A 24,737-nucleotide genomic window follows, 5' to 3' on the forward strand; every position below is an offset into this window, starting at 1 on the left:
TATGCCATACAAAGAGGCCGACGCCCAGGCAGATGAGAATCTGCGGGGCGGCGGCCTCTTTTGTGTAGAATGACAGCAAAAAGTCTATAAGTTTGCGGATTATTGGAAAGCGGTAGGAATTGGAGCGGAGATCAAAAATGGTATTGACAACGGTTCCGGTTAATGGTACTATAATTTAGTATCACGCCGAAGACAGCAGGTGCCGTATGGCGTAAGAAGCAAACGCCTGCCGAGGATGAACATTCTTTTATGAGAATTTCGTGTCCTGTTCAGCTTCGGCTGAACAGGATTTCTTTGTTTAAGCGTGTACACAAATACTATAAGGAGGTGCACCGTTTCATGGCAAAAGTAGAACTGAAAAAGCCGGTTGTAGAAGAGATTTCCGGCGTAATCACTGATGCGGATTCCGTAGTGCTGGTTAACTACAGCGGTCTCACCGTAGCACAGGACACTGAGCTGCGCAGAACGCTGAGAGAAGCCGGAATCACATACAAGGTCTACAAAAACACGATGATGAATTTCGCATTTAAGGGAACATCCTGCGAAGAGCTCTGCAAACATCTGGAAGGAACCAACGCTCTGGCCGTTTCTAAGGATGACGCAACTGCTCCCGCAAGAGTGCTGGCCGGATTTGCGAAGAAGAATCCGAAGCTGGAGCTGGTAGCCGGTGTTGTAGAAGGCAATTATTACGACGCAGCAGGCGTACAGGCCCTGGCAGCCGTACCGTCCAGAGAAGAACTGCTGGGCAAGCTGCTTGGAAGCATCCAGTCCCCGATCGCCAATTTCGCACGTGTTATCAAGCAGATCGCCGAAGCCAATGGCGAGACTGCAGCAGCAGAATAATCTGGCTGCGTGAATGCCTGCAGGACGCGGGCTGATGATGAAAATAAACGAAAATAATATTAAATGGAGGAAATTACAATGGCAAAGTTAACAACCGCAGAGTTTATCGAAGCTATTAAAGAGTTATCTGTATTAGAGTTAAACGACCTGGTAAAAGCATGTGAGGAAGAGTTCGGCGTATCCGCAGCAGCAGGCGTTGTTGTAGCAGCAGCAGGCGGAGCCGGTGAGGCGGCAGCTGAGGAAGAGAAGACCGAGTTCGACGTTGAGCTGACTGAGATCGGACCGAACAAAGTTAAAGTTATCAAGGTAGTTCGTGAGGCAACCGGTCTTGGACTGAAGGAAGCAAAAGAGATGGTTGACAGCGCTCCGAAGGTAATCAAAGAGGCAGCCGCTAAGGCAGAAGCAGAAGATATCAAGACCAAACTGGAAGCAGAGGGAGCTAAAGTTACCCTGAAGTAACTCAGCACTTATAGAACAATTAGTAACAGGACAAGACCGCCATATCGGGAAACCGGTGCGGCGGTTTTTTGTATGGCGGCGTTGGTCCGCTTGAAAAACTATCCCCCTCAGGGGCTTGTATCCCTGGTTTGTGAAAGTTATACTGAATTTCAGATATCAGAACCGAAGAGGAGTTTATATTATGAAAAAAATCAGGAAATTTATAGCAGGGGCGTTGGCCATGGCTATGCTTCTGTCATTGTCTGCCTGCGGCAATTCCCCGAAGGAACCAACATCTAGCTCATCTAAAACGGAAGCAGCTCCGTCAAGTTCTGCAGTTTCCGATCCTGACGAAGCGGCGCAGACCGGGTCAGGGGAAAAAATACTGAATGCAGGTGTGAGCTTTAACATTGCCTCTATGGACCCGCATCTGGATTACAACGGATGGTATACGAATGTATATGGTATTACAGAGGAACTGTTTAAGCTGAATGAGAATTATGAGGTAGAGCCCTGGCTGGCAGAGAAAGCCGAGAGCGACGGCAAGGTGTGGACGATCACCCTGAAGGATGGGATCGCTTTTTCCAACGGGAAATCAGTGACGGCTGAGATGGTTGTTAAGAATCTGCAGAGGGCCGCCGAGAAGAATGAGAGGTTTGCGTATCTCAGCGATTATGAAATGAAGGCTTTGGATGAAAAGACCTTGACAATTACCACGCCAGAAGTTTATCCTACAATGGTAAATGATCTGGCAAGCCCGGAGCTGGGGATTATGGACCTGGAGGATTCCGGAGATATAGATAACAGCCCGGTCTGCACAGGGCCTTTTACCGTTTCGTCATTTGAACCGAAGGGAACTGTGAAAGTAGTGCGCAATGAAAATTACTGGAACGGGGATGTCAGGCTGGATGGCGCAGTGTTTTACTATATGCCGGAGGACGACACGAAGCAGATGGCTCTGCAGAATGGGGAGATTGACTGTTATGATTTCGTGACGGCGTCGGCCATGGAGACTTATCAGCTGGAACCGGATAAATATCAGGTGACGGTCCTGCCGGCCTCCCGGCTGCAGTTCTATATCCTGAATGAGAACCGGCTGGATGACCCGGTTCGCGAAGCGATAAACCTCACAGTGGATAAAGAGGCCATTGCCTCCTATCTGCAGGGGACGGTGAGCGCTGCGGAGGGTCCCTTTGGCACCAATACCGCATACGGGCGGGTAACTGTTCCAGCGGTAGACACGGAGAAAGCCAAAAGCCTCATCGAAGGCGCAGGATATACTCTGAACCCCAACGGCTTCTACGAGAAGGGCGGGCAGGAGCTGAACCTGAATATCGCCTACTATGCGTCACGTTCTCTGGACACACTGGCGATTCTGATTCAGGAGCAGCTAAAGGCGATTGGCGTGAATTCTTATCTGACCTGTGAGGAAGATCCGGATTCCACATACATCGCCACAGCGGATTTTGATATTGCTCTGTACTGTATGATCGCGGATAAGTCAGGTGATCCTTATTACTTCATAGACAGCACACTCCGCGACGGCGCGTATTTTGACGTCGGTGGTTTTGACAATGACGAATGTGAAGCTCTCATTGATCAGTTAAAATACGAAGTGGATACAGATAGGCGGGCGGAGCTGGCGAACCAGATAGTTCAGATAGCCATAGACGATAACGCCTTCGGATACGTGGGCTTGTTTAATAAAATTACCGTCACGCTGCCGGGAGTCACCGGTTTTGCAGAACACCTGCCCTATGACTTTTATGGGATCGATGCGGACTCCGATAAAACCTGAGGATTGTGATGAAATAGGGAGGCCATTCAGCCTCCCTAATATATTTAAGTGGTGAAATAACGTTGAGAAAATATGTGATAAAACGGATATTACAATTGATATTGATCCTTTTCGGAGTGACGTTCCTGGTCTTTGGGCTCATGTACATTTCTCCCGGTGATCCGGCGCAGAAGAAGCTGACCGCAGGCGGAATTGCCGTCAGCGAAGACGTGCTGGAGGAAACCCGCGAGGAAATGGGGTTGAACCGGCCGTTTCTGGTGCAGTACGGCGACTGGCTGGGTAAGGCTCTAAGGGGTGATCTTGGCACATCTTTCAAGGATGGGATTCCGGTGGGTGAAAAGCTTCTAAAAGGGATAAAATATACGGCGATCCTCTCGGTGAGCAGTTTTCTGCTTGCCGTTCTGGTTTCGATCCCCCTGGGCATCTATTCGGCGGTGAGGCAGAACAGATTCGGTGATTATCTGATCCGGTTCCTGAGCTTTATTGGGAATTCTCTGCCCAATTTCCTTATATCCGTATTATTGATGTATTTCTTCTGTATCAAGTTCAAGATATTTCCAATCATAGCCGAGCAGTCGCTGAAGGGACTTTTCCTGCCGGCCCTGACACTGGCAGTTCCGATGATGAGCCAGTTTATCCGGCAGATACGTGCGGAGGTTCTGGAACAGCTGCATCAGCCATACGTTTCCGGCGCACGGGCGAGAGGCGTGAAGGAAAGATTTATTCTGTTCGGGAATGTGCTTCATAATTCAATGATTCCCATTGTGACAGTCCTGGGGCTGTCTGTCGGTTCACTGATGGCAGGAAGTGTTGTCGTTGAGACCATCTTTATGTGGCCGGGCCTTGGTAAGCTGGCCATGGATTCCATCACTGCGAGGGATTACCCGGTCGTGCAGGGCTTTGTCATCCTGATGGCTGTGATCTATGTCCTGGTGAACCTGATCACGGACCTGAGCTATCATAGGCTGGACCCCCGTGTGAATGAAGAATGGGAGGAGGAATAGGATGAAAAAAAGATTTTATTTCTTTTTGACGCTTGCCCTTCTTCTGGTGGCTATAAGCATTCTCGCGCCATTCATTGCCCCCAACGACCCGAATGCAACCCATGCCGATTTTATGAAGGCTGCCCCCAGCATGAGATTTCCCTTGGGGACTGATAAGCTGGGGCGCTGCATTCTGTCCAGGGTGCTCATGGGAGCCCCTGCTTCCGTATTCTCGGCTCTGGCGCTGGTTGGCCTGTCTTTTGCGGTCGGTACTCTGCTGGGCATGCTGTGCGGCTACTATGGTGGCATACTGGATGAGGTCGTTATGCGGATTGCCGACATCCTGCTGGCTTTTCCTCAGATGGTGCTGGCGATTGCGGTGGCGGGGGTCCTGGGCGGCGGACTGGTTAACGCCATGATAGCGCTGGGGATCACCAGCTGGACGCTGTACGCCAGGCTGGCCAGAAGTTCCGTGTTGAAGTTAAAAAAAGAACCCTTTCTCGCGGCAGCGAAATTTTCCGGCAGCGGCAGCGGACGAATTCTCTTTAGACACATATTACCCAACATCGCAGGGCCGCTTCTGGTCAGCGCGGCGACGCAGATCGGGACAATGATGATCGGTATTGCGGGGCTTTCTTTCCTGGGGGTCGGAGTCATTCCGCCTCAGGCAGAATGGGGTTCCATGATTAATGAGGCCAGGGCCTATATGCAGCTGGCGCCCTGGGCGGTGATGGCGCCTGCTGCTGCGGTTGTCATTACGATTATTGTATTTAATTGTTTGGGAGACGCGGTCCGCGATCTTGCGGATGTCGGCAGATGAGGCGAAAGATGAGTGAATATTTACTTGCTTTAGAAAACGTAAGCCTTTCCTATGAGAAGCAGGTGGTGGCGGATCTCTCCTTTCAGATATCCGGAGGCCAGGTGCTGGCTCTGGTTGGAGAGAGTGGATGCGGGAAAACCACCCTTTTAAAAGCCTTGGCTGGCCTTCCAGATTCAGGCGTTGCCATTACCGGGGGGCGGATTCTGTATGACGGACGGGATCTGACAGGGCTGGGCTGCCGGGAACGGAAGAAATTGCTGGGAGGCGAAATCGCGATGATTTTCCAGAATCCGGGAGCGTCCTTTAACCCCATTCGCAGCTACAGAAAACAATTTGCCGAAATGCTGATAAGCAGCGGTGGTTTTAAAGGAGAACAGTCGTATTCGGAAATTTTGGACTGTTTTGGAAAGCTCCATTTGCCGGAGGGACGGCGCATTCTGGATAGCTGTCCTTATGAAATGAGCGGTGGGATGAACCAGAGGGTTGCCATTGCGGCGGCTATGCTGCAGAAGCCCAGGCTCCTGCTCGCCGATGAACCTACCAGCGCGCTGGACGCCACAACCCAGAAGACGGTCGTGGAGGAATTGCTGAAAATGAAGGAATTGACCGGAACGTCCATTATAATAGTCACTCATAATCTGGGGATTGCTGCGAAAATGGCGGACCTGACAGGCGTCATGTATGCCGGCCGGCTGTTGGAATGGGGAGATACGCAGAAAGTGCTGCGCACCCCTGCGCACCCCTATACCAGAAGCCTGATTTCTGCCATCCCTTGTCTAGGCGGCCGCCTGCCTGAGAGCCTGGAAGGGCAGCCGCCTCTGTACGGCGCGGAGCAAGGGAGCTGCTCTTTTTCAGGACGGTGCAGATACAAGAAAGAATCCTGCGGAGAGTACAGATATCAGCTAAAGGAAGTATCCGGAGGACACATGTCCTGCTGTATGGAAGGGATAGAAGAGTCTCATGAATACGGTTCTTGAAGTGCAACACATCTCTAAAAATTACAAACGGAATGGCCGCGGCGTTGAGGCAGTAGCTGATGTGAGCCTGAGTCTCAGGCCGGGAGAAATATTGGGGATCGTTGGAGAAAGCGGAAGTGGAAAAAGTACGCTGCTGCGTCAGATTGCCTGTCTGGAAAGGGCCGACAGGGGAAGGATTGTGCTAAGCGGCACAGATATCACGGGAAGAAAAACCAGGGACATCTGCGGAGAACTGCAGATGATATTCCAGGATTCAACAGGTTCCTTTAACCCCCGGATGAAAATTGCTGCTTCGATTGACGAGACACTGCGCAATCTCCCCGGGCTCAGGGGCGAGCCGGTGGCTGCCAGAAGGGAAGAGCTGATCCATATGGTGGGGATGGCGCCTGAGCTGGCCGGCCGGTATCCTTTTCAGCTGAGCGGCGGACAGTGCCAGCGGATGGCGATCGCCAGGGCTCTGGCCGCGGAGCCGAAGGTAATTTTGTGTGATGAAATCACCAGCGCCCTGGACGTCTCCGCCCAGGCCCAGATCGTCAGGCTTCTGGCTAAGCTGCGAAGAGAACTCCGGCTTGCCCTCCTGTTCGTATCTCATGACCTGGCGCTGGCCAGCTGCCTGTGTGACAGGCTGATGGTAATGAACGGCGGAAGATGTGTGGAAGAGGGAACTTCGCAGAAGGTTGTGAATAATCCTCAGAATGAATATACCAGACGGTTAATAAACTCAGTGCTGACCGTAGAGTGATGTGCGGAACAGCAGACGATTACCAACACCCTCGCCGATTCAGAATCCTAAGAATACGCCGGTGGCCGCAGCGTCGGTAAAACCGGTGATGAAACATAGGCCTGGATATCAAAAACGTGATCGGGGACGCGTTCCACTCTCTCAGAGAGCGGAGCGCGTTCTGACATTTAAAAATCCCGATACCTGGAAAGGAAGATATCGGGAGATGAGATGCAAACACAATGCTGTATGTCAAAAAGTACAATTTTCATGTATAAATTTTGGTTGACATGCTTGAAATTCTATGGTACAGTTAAAAATGCACTATTATGGCAAGATATGCCTTTTCCCTTATTTATATGATTTATATGTTGCACAAAATATAGGGGTCAAGATGCATCTTCATAATAAATATTATACACACAAGGGGTGAAACGTCAATGGAGAAAAACAGAATACGTCCGATTACCACCGGAAAAAGTATGCGAATGAGTTACCAGAGACAAAAAGAAGTTTTGGAAATGCCCAATCTGATTGAAGTTCAGAAGGATTCCTATAACTGGTTCCTTGATGAGGGACTGAAGGAAGTCTTCGATGACATTTCTCCAATCGAGGATTACGGCGGGAAACTCAGTCTGGAATTCGTAGACTTTACTCTGTGTGAAGACGACGTGAAGTATTCCATCGAAGAGTGTAAGCAGCGTGATGCGACCTACGCGGCACCATTGAAGGTCAAAGTCAGGCTATACAACAAGGAAAAAGACGAAATCAGTGAACATGAGATCTTCATGGGCGATTTGCCTCTGATGACAGCAACCGGCACATTTGTAATCAACGGCGCAGAGCGTGTTATTGTAAGCCAGCTGGTGCGTTCCCCCGGCATCTATTATGCAGTGGCCCATGACAAGCTGGGCAAGAAGCTGTACTCCTGTACCGTCATCCCGAACAGAGGTGCTTGGCTGGAATATGAAACTGACTCCAATGATGTGTTTTATGTGCGTGTAGACCGTACCAGAAAGGTTCCGATCACCGTCCTTGTCCGTGCCCTGGGCGTGGGAAGCAACGCTGAGATCGTAGAGCTCTTTGGCGAAGAGCCGAAGATCCTGGCCAGCTTTACCAAGGATACGGCGACCAACTATCAGGAAGGCCTTCTGGAGCTTTATAAAAAAATCCGTCCCGGCGAGCCGCTGGCGGTTGAGAGTGCGGAGAGCCTGATCAATTCTATGTTCTTCGATCCCCGCCGCTATGATCTGGCGAAGGTGGGCCGTTATAAATTCAATAAAAAGCTGTCCCTGAAGAACCGGATCCGCGGCCATGTGCTGGCAGAAGATGTTGTTAACGCTTCTACCGGTGAGATTATCGCGGAAAAAGGTACGAAGGTGACACGGGAGCTGGCAGACGATATACAGTACGCAGCGGTTCCCTATGTCTGGATTGAGACAGAAGAGAGAACGATAAAAGTTCTTTCAAATATGATGGTAGACATCACCCGCTGGGTGGATGTGGACCCGAAGGAAGTTCATGTGACGGAAGAAGTGTATTATCCGGTTTTGGAGAAGATTCTGGAAGAGCACACGGATCTGGAGGATATCAAGGAGGCGGTCCGCCGCCAGATCCATGATCTGATTCCGAAGCATATTACAAAGGATGATATATTTGCGTCCATCAACTATAACATGCATCTGGAGTATGGCCTTGGCAACGATGATGACATCGACCACCTGGGCAACCGGCGTATCCGTGCGGTAGGTGAACTGCTTCAGAATCAGTACCGTATCGGGCTTTCCCGTCTGGAAAGAGTGGTTCGGGAACGCATGACCACGCAGGATATGGACAGCATTTCTCCCCAGTCCCTGATCAATATCAAGCCAGTGACCGCTGCTGTGAAGGAATTCTTTGGTTCCTCCCAGCTGTCGCAGTTTATGGATCAGAATAATCCTCTGGGCGAGCTGACTCATAAGAGGCGTCTGTCGGCCCTGGGCCCCGGAGGCCTTTCAAGAGACCGTGCCGGTTTCGAAGTACGTGACGTGCACTATTCCCATTATGGAAGAATGTGCCCCATTGAGACTCCTGAAGGCCCGAATATCGGTCTGATTAACTCCCTGGCGTCCTATGCCCGTATCAACACCTATGGTTTTGTGGAAGCGCCGTACCGGAAGATTGACAAGACGGACCCCAAGAATCCCAGGGTTACAGATGAAGTTGTCTACATGACGGCTGATGAAGAAGATAATTACCATGTGGCCCAGGCCAATGAGCCGCTGGATAAAGAAGGGCATTTCATTCACAGGAATGTGTCCGGCCGTTATATGGATGAGACGCAGGAATATGAGCGCCAGATGTTTGATTACATGGACGTATCTCCAAAGATGGTATTTTCCGTGGCTACGGCTCTGATTCCTTTCCTGCAGAACGACGACGCCAACCGTGCGCTGATGGGCTCCAACATGCAGCGCCAGGCAGTGCCGCTGCTGTTCACCGAGGCTCCTGTGGTAGGGACCGGTATGGAAGCAAAGGCCGCAGTAGACTCCGGTGTCTGTGTGGTGGCCAGGAAAACAGGTACGATCACGTTCGCTTCTTCCAGGGAGATCCGTATGGACAATGCGGACGGTACCAGAGATGTATATCATCTGACCAAGTTCATGCGAAGCAACCAGAGCAACTGCTATAACCAGCGCCCAATTGTGAATAAGGGAGATCATGTGGAGGCTGGCGACGTAATCGCGGACGGCCCGTCTACATCTGACGGAGAGCTGGCGCTGGGCAAGAACCCGCTGATCGGGTTCATGACCTGGGAAGGCTATAACTACGAGGATGCTGTTCTTCTGAGTGAAAGGCTTGTGCAGGAGGATGTATACACCTCTGTTCATATAGAGGAGTATGAGGCTGAGGCCAGAGATACGAAGCTGGGGCCTGAAGAGATTACCAAGGATGTTCCGGGTGTCGGTGACGACGCGCTGAAGGATCTGGATGAGCGGGGAATTATCCGCATCGGCGCGGAGGTTCGTGCCGGGGATATTCTGGTCGGCAAAGTGACGCCTAAGGGTGAGACGGAGCTGACGGCAGAAGAGCGTCTTCTCCGTGCGATCTTCGGCGAGAAGGCCAGAGAGGTCCGCGACACCTCATTGAAGGTGCCCCATGGTGAATATGGAATTGTTGTGGATGCCAAGATTTTTACAAGGGAAAACGGCGACGAGCTGTCCCCCGGAGTGAATCAGGCTGTCCGTATATACATCGCTCAGAAGAGAAAGATCTCTGTGGGTGATAAAATGGCGGGACGCCATGGTAACAAGGGTGTTGTTTCCCGCGTGCTTCCTGTGGAGGATATGCCTTTCCTGCCTAACGGACGTCCGCTGGATATCGTGCTGAACCCTCTGGGCGTGCCCTCCCGTATGAATATCGGGCAGGTGCTGGAGATTCATCTGAGCCTTGCGGCAAAGGCGCTGGGCTTCAATATTTCCACGCCTGTATTTGACGGAGCCAACGAGGTCGACATCCAGGATACCCTGGAGCTGGCCAATGATTACGTGAATCTTTCCTGGGATGAATTCTCTGCCAAACACAAGGAAGAGCTTCTCCCGGAGGTTTATGAATATTTGGATGAGAACAAAGAACACAGATCACTGTGGAAAGGTGTTCCTATTTCCGGAGATGGCAAGGTACTGCTGAGAGACGGCCGTACCGGAGAATATTTCGACAGCCCGACGACGATTGGGCACATGCATTACCTGAAGCTGCATCATCTGGTGGATGATAAGATTCATGCGCGTTCAACCGGGCCATATTCTCTGGTCACACAGCAGCCTCTGGGAGGCAAGGCCCAGTTCGGCGGCCAGCGTTTCGGAGAGATGGAGGTATGGGCGCTGGAAGCGTACGGCGCTTCCTACACGCTGCAGGAGATATTGACTGTGAAGTCTGATGATGTTGTCGGGCGTGTGAAGACCTACGAAGCGATTATCAAAGGCGAGAATATCCCTGAACCAGGTATTCCGGAATCCTTCAAGGTACTGCTGAAGGAGCTGCAGTCTCTGGGGCTGGATGTGAGAGTCCTGAGAGATGATAATACCGAAGTTGAGATTATGGAGACTGTGGATTACGGCGATACGGATCTGCATTCGATCATTGAGGGAGACCGCTATTCAGGCAGGGAGGACGAAGAAGGTTCTCTGGGCGCCTACGGCTTTGGCAAACAGGAGTTTGACGGTGAGGAGCTGATTGACATCGATGAAAGTGCCGAGGAAGAGGATGAAGAAGAATTCCTGGACGATTTAGACGAGACTTTCGATGACAGCGAAGAGTAATGGAAAGGGGTAATCAAATGCCAGAAACAATTAATAAAGAAGCAACTACCTATCAACCCATGACCTTTGACGCAATCAAGATCGGCCTGGCTTCACCGGAAAAGATCCGGGACTGGTCCCACGGCGAGGTGAAGAAGCCGGAGACCATCAATTACAGGACTCTGAAGCCGGAAAAAGACGGACTGTTCTGCGAACGCATTTTCGGTCCCTCCAAGGACTGGGAATGTCATTGTGGTAAATATAAAAAGATCCGATATAAAGGTGTGGTCTGCGACCGATGCGGCGTAGAAGTCACCAAAGCCTCTGTGCGCCGCGAGCGCATGGGGCACATTGAGCTGGCGGCTCCGGTTTCTCATATCTGGTATTTCAAGGGAATTCCCTCAAGAATGGGACTGATCCTTGACCTGTCTCCCAGAACGCTTGAGAAGGTTCTGTATTTCGCCAACTACATTGTCCTGGACGGCGGGGATACGAGACTTCAGTATAAGCAGGTCCTGACCGAGAAGGAATATCAGGATGCCAGAGAAGAGTACGGCAGCGCATTCCGTGTCGGAATGGGTGCGGAAGCGATCAAAGAGCTGCTGTGCGCCATTGATCTGGAGAGAGAATCCGCGGAGCTGAAACAGGGACTTAAGGAATCTACCGGGCAGAAGCGCGCCCGTATCATCAAGAGACTTGAGGTTGTGGAAGCATTCCGTGAATCGGGTAACCGTCCGGAATGGATGATCATGGATGCCATCCCGGTTATTCCGCCGGATCTCCGGCCGATGGTACAGCTGGACGGCGGCCGTTTTGCCACCTCCGATCTGAACGATCTGTATCGTAGGATCATAAACCGCAATAACCGTCTGAAAAGGCTGCTGGAGCTGGGCGCCCCGGATATCATCGTCCGCAATGAAAAACGTATGCTTCAGGAGGCAGTTGACGCCCTGATTGACAACGGCCGCCGCGGACGCCCAGTAACGGGACCGGGCAACCGTGCGTTGAAGTCGCTTTCTGACATGCTGAAGGGAAAATCCGGCCGTTTCCGCCAGAACCTTCTGGGCAAGCGTGTGGATTATTCCGGCCGTTCTGTTATCGTTGTCGGACCTGAGCTGAAGATTTTCCAGTGCGGGCTTCCGAAAGAAATGGCTATTGAGTTGTTTAAGCCCTTTGTTATGAAAGAGCTGGTCGCCAACGGCACCGCTCATAATATTAAAAATGCCAAGAAAATGGTGGAAAAGCTCCAACCGGAAGTGTGGGATGTCCTGGAAGAAGTCATCAAAGAGCATCCTGTTATGCTGAACCGTGCGCCTACCCTGCACAGACTGGGTATCCAGGCGTTTGAGCCGATCCTGGTAGAGGGTAAAGCCATCAAGCTTCATCCGCTGGTGTGTACCGCATTTAACGCTGACTTCGACGGCGACCAGATGGCTGTCCATCTGCCTCTTTCGGTGGAAGCGCAGGCTGAATGCCGCTTTATGCTGCTGTCACCTAACAACCTGCTGAAGCCTTCTGACGGAGGGCCTGTTGCAGTGCCGTCACAGGATATGGTCCTGGGCATCTATTATCTGACACAGGAACGTCCGGGAGATAAGGGAGAGGGCAATTACTATAAGAACGTGAATGAAGCAATACTAGCCTATGAAAACGGGTATCTGACCCTTCAGGCGAGGATTCACGTACGCCGTCAGGGAATCAGCATTGATGGAAAACCAATTTCCGGCAATGTGAGTTCCACTCTGGGCCGGTTCCTGTTCAATGAGATCCTTCCCCAGGATTTGGGGTATGTGGACCGCACGGCGGCAGGGAATGAGCTTCTTCCGGAAGTAGATTTCCTGGTAGCCAAGAAGCAGTTAAAGCAGATACTGGAAAAGGTTATCAATACTCATGGCGCGACGAAAACTGCCGAGGTTCTGGACTCTATCAAAGCTATGGGGTACAAGTATTCCACACGTGCGGCCATGACCGTATCCATTTCGGATATGACGGTCCCGCCCCAGAAGCCGGAGCTGATCGAGAAAGCTCAGGACACGGTGGATAAGATTACCAAGAACTACAAGCGTGGCCTGATCACTGACGAAGAACGGTACAAAGAGGTTGTAGAAACGTGGAAGGAGACTGATGAGGAACTGACGCATGCACTGCTCTCCGGCCTGGATCAGTATAACAATATCTTTATGATGGCTGATTCCGGAGCCCGTGGTTCCGACAAGCAGATCAAACAGCTGGCGGGTATGCGTGGATTGATGGCCGATACGACGGGTCATACCATCGAGCTGCCGATCAAATCCAATTTCCGTGAAGGACTTGACGTACTGGAATACTTCATGTCTGCTCACGGAGCCCGTAAAGGTCTGTCTGATACAGCCCTGCGTACGGCTGATTCCGGTTATCTGACCAGGCGTATGGTTGACGTTTCCCAGGATCTGATTATCCGTGAAGTGGACTGCTGCGCGGGAAAAGATGAGATTCCGGGAATGTATGTGAAAACCTTCGCGGATGGCAAGGAAGAGATTGAAGCGCTTCAGGAGCGTATTACAGGCCGGTTCTCCTGTGAGACGATCAAAGATAAGGACGGCAATGTAATTGTGAAAGCGAACCACATGATTACGCCGAAGCGCGCCGCCAGAATTATCAACGAGGGAGTCGACAGCAACGGCAAACCTTATGAGAAAGTGAAGATCCGTACCATTTTGACCTGCCGTTCCCATATCGGAATCTGTGCAAAATGCTATGGTGCTAATATGGCAACCGGTGAGGCTGTGCAGGTTGGCGAGTCTGTCGGCATCATTGCCGCCCAGTCAATCGGCGAGCCTGGAACACAGCTGACCATGCGTACCTTCCATACCGGAGGTGTGGCCGGAGGAGATATCACACAGGGTCTTCCCCGTGTCGAGGAGCTTTTTGAAGCCCGTAAGCCGAAGGGCCTTGCAATCATTACGGAGATCAAGGGCATTGCCACGATCAAGGATACTAAGAAAAAACGTGAGATTACGGTGACAGATCCCGAAGAGGGAATTTCCAAAACCTATCTGATCCCCTATGGATCTAGAATCAAGGTAATGGACGGCGCCATTCTGGAGGCCGGCGACGAGCTGACAGAAGGAAGTGTGAATCCTCACGATATTCTCAGGATCAAAGGTGTGCGTGACGTGCAGGATTATATGCTGAGGGAGGTACAGAGAGTTTACCGCCTGCAGGGTGTTGAAATCAGTGACAAGCATATAGAGGTTATCGTCCGCCAGATGCTGAAGAAGGTCCGCATCGAGCAGAACGGTGATACAGAATTCCTTCCCGGGACACTGGTTGATGTGTTGGATTATGAAGAAGTGAATGCGCAGCTTGAAGAGGAAGGAAAGCAGCCGGCAGAGGGTAAGAGGGTTCTGCTGGGTATTACCAAAGCTTCTCTGGCAACAGATTCGTTCCTTTCCGCGGCCTCTTTCCAGGAGACTACGAAGGTGCTGACAGAGGCGGCCATCAAAGGCAAGGTGGATCATTTGATCGGCCTGAAGGAAAATGTGATTATCGGTAAACTGATTCCGGCCGGTACCGGAATGAAGTGCTACAGCAATATCAAGCTGGATTCTGATGACGAGTTGAATCAGGAGGAGGACGACTTGCTTCTGGAAGACGATCTGGATTTTGACGAGGATCTGGAGCTTCCGGATGACATGCTCCAGGATGAGGTAGACGAAGACGAGGCAGAGGATTTCCTTGAGGAAGAGCTGGAGACGCCAGAAGTATAATAGAAAGCAATAGGTAAGGAGGCCGTTACAGTTGTGTAATGACCTCCTTTTATGAAGAATGGGAGGGGAAACCATGAAAAAAGTACCTGTAATATTGGCAGTTGTGCTTGGTATACTGGATGCTGCCCTGGTGGCCGGCATTGTTCTGATGTTTCTTCAATCACGCGCCGTGGACAGGGCTGAAGAAGTGTCAGATGAGACCTCTGCAGTCATAACGGAGGATTTTCAAAGCAATGATGAAAACTATATGGATCAGGATTTTGAAACCAGTTATTCAGGCATGGTGACCGCGAAAGGCGCTGCCTTCACTGGGACGGCAAAGCCTGCCAATGAGCCTGCGCCGACAGTAACACCGGGAAATGAGCCGGTGCCGGGGACTGAAAACACCGCAGGAATGCCGGACAGCGACTTTATTTTTCCAAACAGCAATATCCGTCTGATTACCCAGGACGAGATGAACCAGAAGCTGACAGATAAGGAGAAATGCCAGCGGGCGGTCAATGAAATCTATGCCCGTCACGGTTATCAGTTTCATGAAGACAAGAATCCCGTGGACTATCAGTATTTCAACAGCAAATCCTGGTATCAGGCCCTGAAAAAGTACGAAAGCCAGGAAGAGGTACGGAAACTGTTCAGCAGTACGGAAATTGCCAACGTGGATGCTCTGATGGCGTATAAAGAGTCAAAAGGCTGGACTTGACAGGGGGGAAGAGAATGTTTTGCGAAAAATGTGGTAAGAAGAATGAAGACGGCAAGCGTTTCTGCCAATACTGCGGTGCTCCGCTGAGCAGCGGAGCTGAAGGAGGCTACACCCCTCTTGCCGCCGGCCGTCCGGGGGACAGGCAGACCGGACCGGGAAACACTGGCAGGAGAACCGGTGGTGGCGATACGCGGAGGAGAAAAAAGGCGTCCGGGACTTTTCAGATGAAGCCTGTCCACTGGATGGTTCTGATAGAGGGAGTGCTCCTGGCTGCTTTACTGATCGGAGGCTTTATGCTCGGCAAATATCTCTATGGCCCGGAAAAGCTGGTGAAGGATTACGCGCAGGCCGGATTGGAAGGCAGATGGGACGAGGCGTATGGATATCTTGATCTGGACAGTGACGGGCTTTCTAAGGCCCAGTATCTCAATTCAAGAGCGGCCAGAGAAGATCAGGATTACACAGATCTTACAGTGCGTGAAAAGTCAGGGAAGGTGGACAAGGAAATCCGTCAGCTCGCGGCCAGCGGCGACAGCAGTGAAGACTTTGTCAATTATGAGGTGCGCTGCAAGGTGGAAGGTGAGACACAGAAATCAACGGTCGTAGCGGTGAGGACCGGCTACAGGAAATTTTTCCTGTTTGACGAATGGAAGATCGTTCCTGCCGGGCTTTATGGCGAAAATATATCAGTAACCGTTCCGGCAGAATCTGAATTATTGCTGAACGGACAGACGCCGGACATGAAGGAAGCAGATGCTGAGGATGGCACCTTTTACTCAGTGTATGAGATCCCAGCCCTGTTTTATGGTACATATCAGGTAGAAATCAGGCAGGAAGGCATGGAAACCTACCGGAAGCTGGTGGATTATCAGGGGAACAGTGATGCCTTTGATTTTTATAATGTCTATCTGATGCCTGACCGGGAGACGATGGATGCGCTGACAGAGCAATTTGCAGCAGATTATGGCGCCTTACTGGACAGCGCCTTAAAGGGCCAGGATTTTGATACGGTATCCTCCTATTTTACTGAAACGGCCCTGGAAGACGGAGCCGCCGAGGAAAATTACAATAATCTGAAGGATTCTGCCTATAGCAGCAAAAAAGAATATGGAATCACAAGGTGTGAGCTCAGTAATATAAACATAGAATTCGTAAGCCCGGCTGACAGCTATGTAAGTGAGCCCGGCGATGTGATCCTGAGGATACACGGCGATATGACGGCATACTATACCTATGACGGCGAGACGGAAGAGGAAGAGACCGGGAATGACACCTGGGATATCCGTTATCACCTGGAGAATGGTGTTTGGAAGCTACAAGAATTGTCCTGATTAGCCTTGACAAACCCGCTCTTTTCCGGTAGAATCCTTTACATTAGCAGTTTATATAGAAATCTCCTATGAGGGAGTAGTTTGCAGGAAACTGTAGTAATATCAACATAATGATGCAGATCTGGTATTACTTTAAAAAACGAGACTCACAGGACCGCTTGGAAAGGTGCGGTCCCGTGGGTCTTCTTTTATGTGAGAATACCCCGCATCAGAAAGGATGAAACAAACATATGCAGCTTTGGGAATTACTTTTGACAGCCGTGGCACTGTCAATGGACGCATTTGCCGTGTCTGTCAGCAAGGGCCTGGCAATGCAGAAGGTAACATTTAAGAAGGCATTAACAGTTGGAATCTGGTTCGGAGGCTTTCAGGCACTGATGCCGCTCTTGGGCTATCTGCTGGGAACCCAGTTTCAGAAACAGATAGAGGCGATTGACCACTGGGTAGCATTCGTCCTGCTGGCGCTGATTGGAGGAAATATGATCCGTGAAGCCCTGTTCTCCAAAGAAGACCAAGAAGAAACCGCCGACCTGGGCTTTCGGGCGATGCTGCTTCTGGCGATAGCCACAAGCATAGATGCCCTGGCTGTGGGAATCACCTACGCCTGCCTGAAAGTAGACGTCGTTCCGGCTGTCTCTTTTATCGGAATTGTAACGCTGACCCTGTCGGCAGCGGGAGTCTTCATCGGCCATATCTTCGGTAAGAAATATCAGTCAAAGGCAGAGCTGGCAGGAGGAATTATACTTCTGCTGATCGGGACAAAAATACTGTTGGAACATATGGGAGTGTTTGTGGCGAGATAGTGGATACCCGGACGAAAAGCATCGGGAGACCTCCGGCGGCTGCGGCCTGCCGGGCAGACTGGGCTTCGGGTTGAAGGAGTTCTAAGCATTCCGACGGCTCCTCTCCGGAGGGACCGGGGTAAGTCGCCCAGAAAACCGATGTTTTCTGAGCTCCGTACCCCTCGAAAATTGTGCTGGAGGCACAATTTTCGCCCTCCTGCGAGGAGCCGCCGGAAAGCAAGAACTACTAACAACCCTGCAGAGGTCTGCCCAACAGGCCGCAGCCGCCGGAGGTCTCCCGATGCTTTTCTGGCTGTTCCAGACGGTACAATGGCGCTCGCCAGAGGTGGAACCCCGATGGTTACAGACGGTAGATTTCGGAATTCAATAAAGAAATACTGGCGCCAATCGGTCACAATTAATCACTGATTACTATCAGAAACCATACCGATGACACTTTCGGAGAACCCGGGTGAAGCGTTTTAGATCACCAGAAAGAGTGGGGGGAGGCGGGGCGGAACAGGGACGGCACCATGGATTTCTGCAGGCCTGATTAGTTCTGCTTAGCGGGCAGCAGCGCCGGAAGGGAGGGCAGGTATTGTGCCTCACGCACAATACCTGAAGGGCACGGAGGATAGAAAGACATCAGTCTTTCTACCGGACTTGCCCTGGTACCTCCCTGTAGGTGCTGATGGCCGCTTAGCAGAACTTCAGGCCGAAGCCTTCCATGGCGCCGTCCCTGTTCCGCCCCGCCTCCCCCCACCCTTTCGTCCGGGTATCCAAACCGCCTCCCCCCACCCCGACCATTTGGAAGCAAAACCATAATTTTCTTTTTGGATTTATGGCGTTGAATAATAAGTCGGAAAAAGGTATAATAAGAATTATTAATACTACATACGATGAAGTTTGGAGTTTAAGAATGGATAAAGAGACACTTAGGAAGAGAATCAGGAGGAACCGGCGGAAGGCTATGCTGCAGAATTGCCTGAAAGTGGCGATTTGTGTTGGGGCGGCGCTTGTCCTGGTGTCTGCAGGGTGGTCGGTGGCTAAACCGTTTGTGAGGAAGTCTGAGTGGCGGACGGAGGATGTGGCCGGGGCGTTGGTGAATGTTCACGCGGATGTTATGGAACCGGAGCGTCCGGATGGATCCGGAAAGGCCGGGAAAGCGGCTCTGGGTGAGAATATGGCGGTACAGTATGACACTCCGGGGTGGCAGCTGAATGACAGGGGCTGGTGGTATGCGGCTGATGCGGCTACCTGCTATGTGAATGGCTGGTTGGAGCTGGAGGGGAATCAATATCATTTTGACAGCAATGGGTACATGGATACGGGCTGGACAGCAATTGGCGGAAAGGGTTGCTATTTTGATCAGAATGGCGTCTATGATCCGAATGCGGACAGTTCCATGATGATCGCTCTGACTTATGACGACGGACCAAGCCAGTATACTTCGCAGCTTCTGGATATCCTGCAGTCCAATGGGGTGAAGGCTACATTTATGATGCTGGGCAGCAAGGTGGAGCAGTATGGAGCGGAGACGATTCCGAGGATGGTGCAGCTGGGCTGCACGCTGGGGAATCATTCGTATGATCACAGCAACCTGAGAGAAGCAGGCCCGGAGGCGGCGCAGCAGCAGTTCAGTCAGACGGACGGGCTGATCGCGCAGTATAATAATGGGGTGGGAGCTGCGGTCATTCGTTTTCCTTATGGTGAGTATACGAAGGAGGAGGCGGCGAATACCGGAAGGCCGTGCTTTTTCTGGGATGTGGACACGATGGATTGGGACAGCCAGGATGCCAATGCCATTGCCAATGAGGTAATGAGCCATGTTACCGGAGGCAATATCATACTGATGCATGATATTTATCAGGAAACAGTAGATGCCAGCAGTATCTTTATTCCGCAGCTTCTTGCTCAGGGGTATCGGCTGGTGACGGTGGAAGAGCTTGCCGCAGCTCGGGGATATGAGCTGGAACCGGGAGTTACCTATTTTGGATTTACGGATGAGGATATCGCTGATAACAGTGTGACCGATAAGAACCGCGATGATGTATGAGAGATGTTGTGCCATATTGGCCTGACAGTTGAATAAGAAGATAAAGACAGTGATGCCGTACAGCAGATCATTCTGTGCTGTCCGGCATCACTGCTACGTACAATTATTTCATGCTTTCCCGCTTACGGAGTCTGGAGTCCAGCTGCCGTTTGCGGATTCTCAGGCTTTTGGGTGTAACCTCCAGCAGCTCGTCCTTGTCAATGAATTCCAGAGCTTCCTCGAGAGAAAGTATTTTGGGAGGAGTCAGGGTCAGGGCTTCATCAGCTGAGGAGGAGCGGGTGTTGGTCAGATGTTTGGTTTTGCAGACGTTCAGTTCAATGTCTTCGGCTTTACCGTTCTGGCCGATGACCATCCCTCCGTATACCCTTTCGCCGGGGCCTATGAACAGAGTGCCGCGCTGCTGGGCGGCAAATAAACCGTAGGTCACGGATTCTCCGGATTCAAAGGCGATCAGTGAGCCTTGTTTTCTGTATTGGATGTCCCCCTTATAAGGGGCGTATTCATCAAAGATGGTATTTATGATGCCGGTTCCTTTGGTCATAGTAAGAAAATTACCGCGGAATCCGATCAGCCCTCTGGCCGGAATGGAAAATTCCAGACGGGAAGAACCGTCGCTGCCCAAGCTCATGCCCTGAAGCTCACCCTTGCGTTCGCTGAGCCGCTGAATGACAGTGCCGGAAAATTCCTCCGGAACATCCACATACGCCAGCTCAATAGGCTCGAGAAGCTTGCCGCGTTCATCTGTATGGTATATAACCTCTGCCTTGCTGACGGCAAATTCATAACCCTCACGCCGCATGTTTTCAATCAGCACGGAAAGGTGTAATTCCCCACGGCCTGAAACCTTGAAGCAGTCTGCGGAATCTGTCTCTTCTACCCGCAGGCTCACGTCGGTATTCAGTTCCCGGAACAGACGGTCGCGGATGTGGCGGGAGGTGACGAATTTTCCCTCCTGGCCTGCCAAAGGTGAATCGTTTACCATGAAATTCATTGAGATCGTTGGCTCTGAAATCTTCTGGAAGGGGATCGGCTCCGGATTTTCCAGGTCGCAGAGTGTATCGCCGATATGGATGTCCGGAATGCCGGAAATGGCAACAATAGAGCCTACGGTCGCTTCACGGACCTCTATTTTATTCAAACCGTCGAATTCATACAGCTTACTGATCTTTACTTTTTTCTTCTTGTCCGGATCATGGTGGTTCATCAGCATGACTTCCTGGTTAACGGCAATTTTCCCGTTATCCACTTTGCCCACACCAATACGGCCCACATACTCATTGTAGTCAATGGTGCTGATTAACAGCTGTGTGCCGGCATCCGGGTCGCCCTCAGGGGCAGGAATATATTTTAAAATGGCGTCAAAGAGAGGAGTCATATCAGAGGAAGTATCGTTCAGATCCAGCATTGCATGGCCTCTTTTTGCTGAAGCATAGAGGAATGGGCAATCCAGCTGCTCATCAGAAGCGTCCAGATCCATCAAAAGCTCCAGTACCTCATCTACGACCTCATTAGGACGGGCTTCGGGCCTGTCAATCTTGTTGATGCACACAATCACCTTAAGGTCCAGCTCCAGGGCCTTTTTAAGAACAAACTTCGTCTGCGGCATGGCGCCCTCAAACGCGTCGACCAGTAGGATGACGCCGTTCACCATCTTCAGAACACGTTCCACCTCGCCGCCAAAATCAGCATGACCTGGGGTATCTATGATGTTAATTTTAGTGCCTTTATAGAAAACAGCGGTATTTTTGGAAAGAATCGTGATACCGCGTTCACGCTCAATATCATTGGAATCCATCACACGCTCCTGGACTTCCTGATTCTCGCGGAATACACCGCTCTGCTTTAACAGTCCGTCTACGAGTGTCGTCTTGCCGTGGTCAACGTGGGCAATTATGGCAACATTTCTTACATCTTCTCTTTTGGTTTTCATGACCTTTGTCCTTTCAAATACACAAACTTCTCAAGAAGTATAGCACACTTTTTTCTGGTTGTGTAGGGGAAATGCCCGAAAAACTGCAAACTTACGGTTTTGTGGCGAGGTGGAGGTGGATACCCGGACGAAAAGCAGCGGGGGACCTCCGGCGGCTGCGGCCTGCCAGGCAGACTGGGCTTCGGGTTGAAGTGATTCTAAGACTTCCGGAGGCCACCCTCCAGGGGTACCGGGGAAAGTCCGGTGGAAGGCTTGATGCCTTCCATCCTCCGTTCCCCTCGCCCGCCGTGCATGAGGCACAGCGGACGCCCCCTGGAGAGCGGCCTCCGGAAGTCAAGAATCACTAACAACCCTGCAGAGGTCTGCCCAACAGGCCGCAGCCGCCGGAGGTCCCCCGTTGCTTTTCTGGCTGTTCCAGACGGTACAATGGCTCTCGCCAGGGGTGGAACCCCGATAATCTCAGGCGGTAGATTTCGATATTTAATAAAGAAATACTGGCGCCAGTCTGCCGCGATAAGCCAGTAATTACTGTTTGAAACCATCCTGATGACACTTTCGGAGAACTTGGGTGAAGAGTTTTAGATCACCAGAGAGGCTGGGTATCCAAAACGCCCTCCCTTCCCCGACCAATTGGAAGCAAAACCAAAATTTTTAGTTCTATTTTCTGGTATGGGTTCATACATATGATATAGACAAAATACCAACCAGAGGAAAGGGGAACTATCATTCATGGCAGATAAGATTATTGAAAACAACCAGGTGTCCATTATGGGACAAATCGTTTCACAGTTTACGTTCAGTCATCAGGTATTCGGGGAGGGATTCTACCTGATTGATGTGATGGTTAAGCGCCTGAGCGATTCTGAAGACCGGATTCCGGTCATGGTTTCAGAGCGGTTGATCGACGTGACGCAGGATTATGAAGGGGAGTATATTCAGGTTTACGGCCAATTTCGCTCCTATAACAGACACGAAGAAAAGAAGAACAGGCTGGTGCTCTCAGTGTTTGCACGGGAGGTCAGCTTTGTGGAGGAAGAGGATGACTCTATCAAATCAAATCAGATTTTCCTGGACGGGTACATATGTAAGCCGCCGGTCTATCGGAAAACCCCTCTTGGACGGGAGATCGCGGATCTGTTAATTGCCGTCAACCGGCCCTATGGAAAATCAGATTATATCCCATGCATTTGCTGGGGTAGGAATGCCAGGTACGCTTCTGCGTTTGCTGTGGGCGGACATGTATTGGTCTGGGGACGCATCCAGAGCCGTGAGTATGTGAAAAAGCTCAGCGAGACAGAGGCAGAAAAACGAATTGCATACGAGGTGTCGGTCAGCAAACTGGAATATGTAGACTAGAGTTCTTGACAAGGCATTGCTTTAATGTTATATTCTTCTTAAATAATTAGCAGCAGTAGGTAGAGGTCGCGTGTTTCAAGATTAGGCGGTCGGATGTGTCAGGCACAGACGAAGGCCGCTGAAAGGGGAAGACGCCGAAAGGGTCAGAGGCCTGGATTCTGATTCTTGGGCATGGGCTGAAGAAGTTCATGACTGTCATCGAAAGATGGAGAGCTATCTGATTGAGTATGCATGGAGTATGCGTATGATATAGAGGCGCCATTTTTTGGTAGCCTCTTTTCTACATTCATAAGGAGGAGATAAGATGCCTATTTTTAAAGGATCAGCAGTTGCAATTGTAACCCCGATGAAGGATAATAAAGAGGTGAATTTTGATAAACTGGGAGAGTTGATTGAGATGCAGATCGCGGAGGGAACTGACGCGATCGTTATCTGCGGAACCACTGGAGAATCCTCGACGCTGAGTCATGAGGAACATCTGGACGCAATTAGGTTTTGTGTGGAAAAAGTGGCGAAACGAGTGCCGGTGATTGCCGGAACAGGCTCCAACAGTACAGAAACGGCCATTTATCTGTCCAGTGAGGCAGAGAAGATCGGGGCGGATGCACTGCTTTTGGTATCCCCTTATTATAATAAGGCGACGCAGAAGGGTCTGATTAAGCATTTTACAGAGGTTGCTGAGGCGGTTAGCCTGCCAATCATCCTCTATAACGTGCCGAGCAGGACTGGCTGCAATATACTGCCGGAGACAGTCGCATACCTTGCGAAAAATGTGAAAAACATCGTAGGGATCAAAGAAGCCAGCGGCAATATCTCGCAGATCGCTAAAGTAAAACAATTGGCCGGTGATGATATCGAGCTTTATTCCGGAAATGATGACGAGGTGGTACCCATTATGTCGCTGGGAGGGTTAGGAGTTATATCTGTGCTTGCCAATGTGGCGCCCAGATTTACCCATGAGATGGCCTGGAAATACCTGGAGGGCGATGTGAAAGGGAGCTGTGAGATGCAGTTGAAGGCGCTGCCGCTCATCAACGCTCTGTTTTGCGAGGTGAACCCGATTCCGGTGAAGGCAGCCCTGAATCTGATGGGCAGAGAGGCAGGCCCACTTCGAGCCCCTCTGTATGAGATGGAGCCGGAGAATCAGGAGAAACTGAGGAAAGCCATGCTGGATATGGGAATTGAATGCCAATAAGGAGATAAAAATGGTTAGAGTGATAATGCACGGCTGCAACGGTCATATGGGGCAGGTCATCACAGGGCTGATTGCAGAAGATGATACGGTTGAAATTGTAGCAGGTATTGACGTTGCGGATAACCGGGAGAACGGCTATCCTGTATTTACCAGGTTGGAGGACTGCAGTGTAGAGGCAGACGCGATGATTGATTTCTCTTCCTTCAAGGCGGCAGATCAGGTGATCGGTTATTGCCGGGAGAAAAAGCTTCCTCTGGTGCTGTGTACGACCGGGCTGACACAGGAGCAGCTTGACAAAGTGCAGGAGGCCAGCAGGGAAGTGGCGGTTCTCCGGTCTGCTAATATGTCGTTGGGAATCAATATGCTGCTGAAACTGATCCAGGACGCAGCGAAGACTCTGGCGCCCGCGGGATTTGATATGGAGATTGTAGAACGCCATCACAAGCTGAAATGTGATGCGCCGAGCGGAACGGCCCTTGCCCTTGCCAACAGCCTGAATGAGGCCATGGAAGGAAGCTATCATTACACGTACGACAGAAGCCAGCGGCATGAGCAGAGAGATCCGAAAGAGATCGGAGTATCTGCAGTGAGAGGCGGCACGATCGTAGGCGAACATGAAATCATATTTGCAGGGGCGGATGAGGTTATTGAATTTAAGCATACAGCATACTCAAAAGCAGTTTTTGGAAAAGGAGCGATAGAGGCAGCTAAATTCTTGGCCGGTAAGCCTGCCGGGATGTATGACATGAGTGATGTAATCGGATAAAAAAGCCGCCTG

At 51.0% G+C, this 24,737-nt stretch carries 17 protein-coding genes, 1 riboswitch and 1 other annotated feature; of the genes, 16 read left to right on the forward strand and 1 reads right to left on the reverse strand.

Going from position 1 to position 24,737, the window contains the following annotated elements:
- The first annotated feature begins 168 nt into the window (after positions 1-168).
- Positions 169-304 (forward strand) — a sequence feature (ribosomal protein L10 leader region).
- A gap of 35 nt (positions 305-339) precedes the next feature.
- From rplJ to H9Q79_RS16030, 13 genes are all read left to right on the forward strand, one after another.
- On the forward strand, positions 340-843 hold the full coding sequence (gene rplJ / locus H9Q79_RS15970) for a 50S ribosomal protein L10 (RefSeq protein ID WP_118646948.1): 504 nt from the start codon (positions 340-342) through the stop codon (positions 841-843).
- A gap of 78 nt (positions 844-921) precedes the next feature.
- On the forward strand, positions 922-1,302 hold the full coding sequence (rplL, locus tag H9Q79_RS15975; RefSeq protein ID WP_118646949.1) for a 50S ribosomal protein L7/L12: 381 nt from the start codon (positions 922-924) through the stop codon (positions 1,300-1,302).
- Positions 1,303-1,483: 181 nt separating this feature from the next.
- Positions 1,484-3,079 carry an ABC transporter substrate-binding protein gene (locus H9Q79_RS15980; protein ID WP_249328715.1) on the forward strand — a complete coding sequence of 532 codons (1,596 nt, stop codon included), beginning with the start codon at positions 1,484-1,486 and terminating at the stop codon, positions 3,077-3,079.
- A gap of 74 nt (positions 3,080-3,153) precedes the next feature.
- The gene (gene nikB, locus H9Q79_RS15985; RefSeq protein ID WP_330596836.1) at positions 3,154-4,083 is read left to right on the forward strand and encodes a nickel ABC transporter permease; all 930 of its coding nucleotides are present in this window, start codon (positions 3,154-3,156) and stop codon (positions 4,081-4,083) included.
- A gap of 1 nt (position 4,084) precedes the next feature.
- Complete coding sequence (locus H9Q79_RS15990; RefSeq protein ID WP_249328717.1) at positions 4,085-4,882, forward strand: ABC transporter permease; 798 nt, start codon at positions 4,085-4,087, stop codon at positions 4,880-4,882.
- Positions 4,883-4,890: 8 nt separating this feature from the next.
- Positions 4,891-5,859 carry an ABC transporter ATP-binding protein gene (locus H9Q79_RS15995; RefSeq protein WP_249328718.1) on the forward strand — a complete coding sequence of 323 codons (969 nt, stop codon included), beginning with the start codon at positions 4,891-4,893 and terminating at the stop codon, positions 5,857-5,859.
- Positions 5,843-6,601 carry an ABC transporter ATP-binding protein gene (locus tag H9Q79_RS16000; RefSeq protein WP_118646956.1) on the forward strand — a complete coding sequence of 253 codons (759 nt, stop codon included), beginning with the start codon at positions 5,843-5,845 and terminating at the stop codon, positions 6,599-6,601. The genes H9Q79_RS15995 and H9Q79_RS16000 overlap by 17 nt, the downstream gene beginning before the upstream one ends.
- Before the next feature lie 419 nt (positions 6,602-7,020).
- Positions 7,021-10,881: a DNA-directed RNA polymerase subunit beta gene (gene rpoB / locus H9Q79_RS16005; RefSeq protein ID WP_249328719.1), complete on the forward strand. Its 3,861-nt coding sequence runs from the start codon at positions 7,021-7,023 to the stop codon at positions 10,879-10,881.
- Positions 10,882-10,898: 17 nt separating this feature from the next.
- Positions 10,899-14,609 carry a DNA-directed RNA polymerase subunit beta' gene (rpoC, locus tag H9Q79_RS16010; protein WP_249328720.1) on the forward strand — a complete coding sequence of 1,237 codons (3,711 nt, stop codon included), beginning with the start codon at positions 10,899-10,901 and terminating at the stop codon, positions 14,607-14,609.
- A 73-nt stretch (positions 14,610-14,682) separates the two neighbouring features.
- Positions 14,683-15,309, forward strand: coding sequence for a YARHG domain-containing protein (locus H9Q79_RS16015; protein ID WP_249328721.1), 627 nt, complete (start codon positions 14,683-14,685; stop codon positions 15,307-15,309).
- 14 nt (positions 15,310-15,323) lie between these two features.
- Complete coding sequence (locus tag H9Q79_RS16020) at positions 15,324-16,640, forward strand: zinc-ribbon domain-containing protein (protein WP_249328722.1); 1,317 nt, start codon at positions 15,324-15,326, stop codon at positions 16,638-16,640.
- Positions 16,641-16,870: 230 nt separating this feature from the next.
- Positions 16,871-17,443, forward strand: a complete 573-nt coding sequence (locus H9Q79_RS16025) for a manganese efflux pump MntP (RefSeq protein ID WP_118646964.1) — start codon at positions 16,871-16,873, stop codon at positions 17,441-17,443.
- Positions 17,444-18,341: 898 nt separating this feature from the next.
- Positions 18,342-19,478: a polysaccharide deacetylase family protein gene (locus H9Q79_RS16030; RefSeq protein WP_249328723.1), complete on the forward strand. Its 1,137-nt coding sequence runs from the start codon at positions 18,342-18,344 to the stop codon at positions 19,476-19,478.
- Positions 19,479-19,581: 103 nt separating this feature from the next.
- Here H9Q79_RS16030 and typA read toward each other — a convergent pair whose 3' ends face one another.
- Positions 19,582-21,408: a translational GTPase TypA gene (typA, locus tag H9Q79_RS16035; RefSeq protein WP_249328724.1), complete on the reverse strand. Its 1,827-nt coding sequence runs from the start codon at positions 21,406-21,408 to the stop codon at positions 19,582-19,584.
- Positions 21,409-22,137: 729 nt separating this feature from the next.
- On the opposite strand from typA, the gene H9Q79_RS16040 reads away from it, so the two are divergent.
- The 3 genes from H9Q79_RS16040 (at position 22,138) to dapB (ending at position 24,725) form a co-directional block, all read left to right on the forward strand.
- On the forward strand, positions 22,138-22,764 hold the full coding sequence (locus H9Q79_RS16040) for a single-stranded DNA-binding protein (RefSeq protein WP_118644986.1): 627 nt from the start codon (positions 22,138-22,140) through the stop codon (positions 22,762-22,764).
- 52 nt (positions 22,765-22,816) lie between these two features.
- A riboswitch (Lysine riboswitch) is annotated at positions 22,817-22,988 on the forward strand.
- Positions 22,989-23,068: 80 nt separating this feature from the next.
- Positions 23,069-23,959: a 4-hydroxy-tetrahydrodipicolinate synthase gene (gene dapA / locus H9Q79_RS16045; protein WP_118644983.1), complete on the forward strand. Its 891-nt coding sequence runs from the start codon at positions 23,069-23,071 to the stop codon at positions 23,957-23,959.
- Positions 23,960-23,969: 10 nt separating this feature from the next.
- Positions 23,970-24,725: a 4-hydroxy-tetrahydrodipicolinate reductase gene (gene dapB, locus H9Q79_RS16050; RefSeq protein WP_118644980.1), complete on the forward strand. Its 756-nt coding sequence runs from the start codon at positions 23,970-23,972 to the stop codon at positions 24,723-24,725.
- Positions 24,726-24,737 lie beyond the last annotated feature (12 nt).

The organism is Wansuia hejianensis, assembly GCF_014337215.1.
Lineage (GTDB): Bacteria > Bacillota > Clostridia > Lachnospirales > Lachnospiraceae > Scatomonas > Scatomonas hejianensis.

Bases quoted from the DNA above. Each gene is read 5' to 3' on its own strand.
- H9Q79_RS15980 (WP_249328715.1), top strand. From the start codon at position 1,484: ATGAAAAAAATCAGGAAATTTATAGCAGGGGCGTTGGCCATGGCTATG.
- H9Q79_RS15995 (WP_249328718.1), top strand. From the start codon at position 4,891: ATGAGTGAATATTTACTTGCTTTAGAAAACGTAAGCCTTTCCTATGAG.
- H9Q79_RS16040 (WP_118644986.1), top strand. From the start codon at position 22,138: ATGGCAGATAAGATTATTGAAAACAACCAGGTGTCCATTATGGGACAA.
- H9Q79_RS16020 (WP_249328722.1), top strand. From the start codon at position 15,324: ATGTTTTGCGAAAAATGTGGTAAGAAGAATGAAGACGGCAAGCGTTTC.
- rpoB (WP_249328719.1), top strand. From the start codon at position 7,021: ATGGAGAAAAACAGAATACGTCCGATTACCACCGGAAAAAGTATGCGA.
- typA (WP_249328724.1), bottom strand. From the start codon at position 21,408: ATGAAAACCAAAAGAGAAGATGTAAGAAATGTTGCCATAATTGCCCAC.
- rplJ (WP_118646948.1), top strand. From the start codon at position 340: ATGGCAAAAGTAGAACTGAAAAAGCCGGTTGTAGAAGAGATTTCCGGC.
- H9Q79_RS16015 (WP_249328721.1), top strand. From the start codon at position 14,683: ATGAAAAAAGTACCTGTAATATTGGCAGTTGTGCTTGGTATACTGGAT.
- H9Q79_RS16025 (WP_118646964.1), top strand. From the start codon at position 16,871: ATGCAGCTTTGGGAATTACTTTTGACAGCCGTGGCACTGTCAATGGAC.
- H9Q79_RS15990 (WP_249328717.1), top strand. From the start codon at position 4,085: ATGAAAAAAAGATTTTATTTCTTTTTGACGCTTGCCCTTCTTCTGGTG.
- rpoC (WP_249328720.1), top strand. From the start codon at position 10,899: ATGCCAGAAACAATTAATAAAGAAGCAACTACCTATCAACCCATGACC.
- rplL (WP_118646949.1), top strand. From the start codon at position 922: ATGGCAAAGTTAACAACCGCAGAGTTTATCGAAGCTATTAAAGAGTTA.
- H9Q79_RS16030 (WP_249328723.1), top strand. From the start codon at position 18,342: ATGGATAAAGAGACACTTAGGAAGAGAATCAGGAGGAACCGGCGGAAG.
- H9Q79_RS16000 (WP_118646956.1), top strand. From the start codon at position 5,843: ATGAATACGGTTCTTGAAGTGCAACACATCTCTAAAAATTACAAACGG.
- dapB (WP_118644980.1), top strand. From the start codon at position 23,970: ATGGTTAGAGTGATAATGCACGGCTGCAACGGTCATATGGGGCAGGTC.
- dapA (WP_118644983.1), top strand. From the start codon at position 23,069: ATGCCTATTTTTAAAGGATCAGCAGTTGCAATTGTAACCCCGATGAAG.